We start from the raw sequence: 3,024 nt of genomic DNA, 5'->3' as shown, positions 1-3,024 counted from the left end.
GTGCGGATTCGTTATGGCAAGAACCATGAAGATTTTAATCTCGGCACAGCCTCAAAGAAAGGAAAAGCACCAGTCGATGCAAAAGGTGCGCTACTTAAACCGGGCGGAAAGGTTTCGTACAACACAAAGATAAGAGTGCACGAGCCTTTTCGAGTGGGCGTGTATTTAGATTATAGAAACGAGATTGCCGAAGTGGATGACAAGAACAACAGGAGCGATATTGTCACACTGACGCCAAATTGCCCGAAAATGGCGCAGTCATTATCTAAACGTCAACTCAGACATCCTCTTCGGCTGCGAGAAAACGAGATGGAAAAGTAGTGAAACCGATGGACAGGAAGCCCCAGACGGTCACACACCTGAAGGCGCCGAGTGCAGTGGGTATGGCGGTAATGCCTCGAATCTCCAGAGCTTTCGACCTGACAAGATGCAGGAAAACGTTAATAGTGCTGAAGGGTCAAAACCTGGGGAACGACTCCGATGGTCGTCAGGTGAGGCTTGTTCGTTCGAATACAGCAGGCGATCCTGTGATGACATTTTTTCTGACTGTGCGAACGTGGAGCGACGACGAGATCATCGCCGATATGCCGGACCAGCTATGCTATCCCCCTGAGCGTGTCCAACCCTTGAGCGAATGGGCGGGTCGGTTTACGGTGGGTCTTTATCGCGCGTCCGATACTCTCTGGTTGAGCAACGAGGCGCCCATCGAAACCGGAACGGATCAAGACGCAGACAGTGACAGAGACGGTCATGCCGCCGCCCGCTTCGGTTGTGCCGATTGTGACGACAATGACAGCAAGCGTTTTCCCGGCAATCTTGAATTGGCCGACTTTGAAGGTCATGATGAAGACTGCGATCCTGCGACTATCGGGGTAAGGGATGAAGACGATGATGGATTCACGGACAGTCGGGTCTGGAATGATCCGGCTCAATTTAGGTCCTTCTTTTTAGATCCCAACCTGATGTACGGGAATGATTGCGATGACAGCCGCGCAGACGTTCACCCCGGACAGGTCGAGGTGTGCAATGGACGGGACGACAATTGTGACGGCAGTATCGACGAAGGTGTGACAGTGACAGCGTATCGCGATGAGGACCGTGATCTTTACGGAGATCCTGCATCCCCCGTTGAAATCTGTTATTCGGAGCTTCGCTCGGGGCTGGCGACAAACAACGATGATTGCGACGACAGCGATCCGACAAAGAACCCGCGTGAAGGAAATTGCCCGTAATGGATCATGGATCTTCCTTCCAAAAGGAAACAAAGCATGATCAGCTACGGCTTACCTGCGTGGGGTGATTCAGTATGCAGAGCGTGATGGAGTTTTCTATAACGGTACAATGGAGACTGTTTTCATGAATCTATTCCTCAAGAATTACAGGATTGCAATGGTTATCACTATTGCCGCAGTTTTTGCTTTTTTTCTCATTTTGCCATCAACGGTAAAGGGAACGGGCAATAAACTTCAGGATTTTTTACGCCTTATCCAGAACGCCAAATCTATGAACGAGATCAGTGTCGCTTTTGAAAAAGCCCGTTTCTCCGAGGCCGAAACAAAAGAGCTGGAAGATAAAATCAAACAACCCCTCTATGCCAATAAACTCAAATCGTTATCAGGCCGCGAAAAGAAACCTTCCATCAGCACGAAGCCCGAGGTCGTAAAGAAAAAGATTGTTGTTGATGTGCGCAAGAAAAGGGCTATTGACCGAAAAGCAACCACGATGCTTCGACGACTGAAAGCTAAACCGGTCACGACCTTTCGGAATACGAAAAAGGCAGCAAAACCAAAGACCGGAACCAGGACCGGTCTTCAGCGAGCGCCTTCCTCCAAAACCGTAAAATCCATACAACCCATGACGACTGCCCGGAGAGCCCCTTCTTCCACCACCGGAACACCCGCCCAGATCACCTCCCTGGGTCCGGAACCGATTCGCGTCGGCGACAGACTGACGATTTCCGGGAGCAATTTCGGCTCCGCAAGAGGGAGTGTAGAATTGTTGCTATCGGGCAGGCGGTACATATGCGACCTCGAGAGCTGGAACGACACTCGAATCGAAATAGCCATTCCCGAATACATGGATTCGGTTGTCAGAGAAAGCGGAGTCAGCGTGCGATTGTGGGTCAAGCTCCAGGCGACCTCATTGGGGCCAACACGCGATATAGAACTCCACCCAAGCATACGCGACCCGGAGATTGTCTCGGTTTCCAGTGATGAGATCATGCCGGGCAACTCCGTGGCCATTGAAGGCCGCCATTTGGGTGGGCGGGGTAGCATAGAATTCGATTTCGGGAGCCAGTTGTTTCGAGGGAATATCCGCGAATGGAGCGATACCCTAATATCTGCAGGCATTCCTGACGGGATAGGAGGGCTGCACAGGACCCGCGGCCAGATAATCATTCGAAATGATCAGGGCAGAGAAGTACGACATCCGATTGTTTTCGAACCCGACAAAGAATCGGTCCAACTCAGCAGCTACCATGAAATTGACCGCTCGTGGAAGATAACGGGCAACGTAGAAACCTTTTATAACTTTGAGAATTTCGAGATGAAAGAAGGCTGGATTGTTAGAAGCTTCAGAAAGGAAATAGTGTCGGGCCGCGGCAGGGCATGGTACATGCTCGAACCTGATCCCGCCACAAACCGAATTAAAAATATTATTACGCTGGACGCCCCGCCGTTTACCTGCCTTCGTGTCGCTTCTCGTGTCACAATCGAAGGTCCCAGGGGTACGCCGTATTGGTAAAAGCGCCTATTTTCACGGAGCCAAATCACGGATATCGGTTATGTGAGTCTAAATCAACGGTTGTCGAAGCAGGATTGGTATTTGATATCCGTTCGCGCTATATATAGGGATGTTTCAGGGTACAATCAACAACCTTAAATTTTTCCTTATCCCACTCTCAAAAAGGGAGTTCTTATCAATTATTTATTTTGGAGGGGCACCATGATTTTTACGAAACCTATTGGCGCAGTTTTTTTTGCTCTGGTTGTGTTGTTCGCGGCGTTTACCCACGGTGCTGAG

At 50.1% G+C, this 3,024-nt stretch carries 3 protein-coding genes; all 3 read left to right on the top strand.

What is annotated here, in order from left to right:
- Positions 1-321: hypothetical protein (locus ABYV26_RS23815; RefSeq protein WP_372683842.1), on the top strand; the 321-nt coding region annotated here is incomplete at its 5' end.
- Between the two features lie 209 nt (positions 322-530).
- Positions 531-1,232 carry a putative metal-binding motif-containing protein gene (locus ABYV26_RS23810; protein ID WP_372683841.1) on the top strand — a complete coding sequence of 234 codons (702 nt, stop codon included), beginning with the start codon at positions 531-533 and terminating at the stop codon, positions 1,230-1,232.
- Between the two features lie 124 nt (positions 1,233-1,356).
- A complete protein-coding gene (locus ABYV26_RS23805) occupies positions 1,357-2,745 on the top strand; it encodes an IPT/TIG domain-containing protein (protein ID WP_372683840.1) in 1,389 nt (462 codons plus the stop codon).
- The last annotated feature ends 279 nt before the right edge of the window (positions 2,746-3,024 follow it).

The organism is Desulfosarcina sp., from assembly GCF_041551955.1.
GTDB lineage: Bacteria > Desulfobacterota > Desulfobacteria > Desulfobacterales > Desulfosarcinaceae > Desulfosarcina.
Note: the sequence above shows the minus strand (reverse complement) of the source record. Positions and strands in the feature narration are given on the sequence as shown.

Excerpts from the sequence above, each read along its gene's own strand:
- ABYV26_RS23810 (WP_372683841.1), top strand. The coding sequence starts at position 531 with ATGACATTTTTTCTGACTGTGCGAACGTGGAGCGACGACGAGATCATC.
- ABYV26_RS23805 (WP_372683840.1), top strand. The coding sequence starts at position 1,357 with ATGAATCTATTCCTCAAGAATTACAGGATTGCAATGGTTATCACTATT.